This is a genomic window from Rhodovulum sp. 12E13, from assembly GCF_003340565.1.
Classification (GTDB): domain Bacteria; phylum Pseudomonadota; class Alphaproteobacteria; order Rhodobacterales; family Rhodobacteraceae; genus HLUCCA09.
In genome coordinates, this window is record NZ_QPLK01000109.1 from 1 (window position 1) to 1,058 (window position 1,058).

The following is a 1,058-nucleotide window of genomic DNA, read 5'->3' on the forward strand; positions in this document are numbered from 1 at the left end:
GTCAAGCCTTTCATCAAGCGGCAGAAAAACGACGCGGCGGATGCCGAGGCGATCGTCGAAGCGGCGCTGCGGCCGACGATGCGGTTCGTCGAACCGAAATCGGCCGATCAGCAGGCACGTGCCGTCGCATTCCGGACGCGGGAACAGCTCGTGAAGCAGCGCACCGAGGCCGTGAACGCGCTGCGCTCGCATCTCTACGAGTTCGGCCATGTTGCCCCAGAGGGGATCGGCTACGTCCCGCGCCTCGCGAAAGTCGTCGAGGATCCAGACACAGGCATTCCCGACCTGGCCCGGGACATCTGCCATATGCTCCTCGAGCAGATCGCCCATCTGACCAAGCGGATTGACGCCTTGAAAGCGCGGATCGCGGCGCTGTCGAACGAAGCGGACCTGCCGCGCCAGCTGCAAACGATGCCGGGTGTCGGCCCGATTACCGCGCTTGCGGTCGAGACCTTCGCACCGCCCATGGACCAGTTCCGCCGCGGGCGCGACTTCGCCGCCTGGCTTGGTCTTGTGCCGAGGCAGCATTCCACCGGCGGCAAGCAGAGGCTGGGGAAGACTTCGAAAATGGGGCAGCGCGACATCCGACGATTGCTGATCACCGGTGCCATGGCCGTGATCCGATGGGCCACCCGGCGAGGCGCGCCGAAGGGCTCGTGGTTGGCTCGGATGCTGGAGCGCAAGCCGATCCCGGTCGTGGCGGTAGCGCTGGCGAACAAGATGGCGCGCGGGATCTGGGCGATGCTGACGCGCGGTGAGAGCTATCGTGGTCCAGTGCTGATCGGCGCCTGATCGGGCGTCCGGCAGGGCTGGGGCCACTGAGTTGTGAGGAAGGCATGATCCGAATGGACAAATGATCGAAACGATCCGGGCCGGGCAAACCAGTAACGTTCTCCGAGTCTCGAACTCGCTGTTGGAGATTTGGCCCCGGTCCGCGCATCACCATCCCGGCCAGCGGCGCCATGTCAGCCGCACGAACAGGCCTGACAAAAGAACGCACTCGATCACATGCCCCGACGATCAGAAATTCCTTGCAAACCGAGCGGCATCCACAAAAG

General features: G+C 64.5%; 2 protein-coding genes. Both read left to right on the forward strand.

Annotated elements, in window-relative coordinates; translation table 11 throughout:
* Positions 1–792: IS110 family RNA-guided transposase (locus DLJ49_RS21300; RefSeq protein WP_115395493.1), on the forward strand; the 792-nt coding region annotated here is incomplete at its 5' end.
* A 61-nt stretch (positions 793–853) separates the two neighbouring features.
* Positions 854–1,058 (forward strand): hypothetical protein (locus DLJ49_RS22685; RefSeq protein WP_233489406.1); only part of this gene is annotated, 205 nt, incomplete at its 3' end.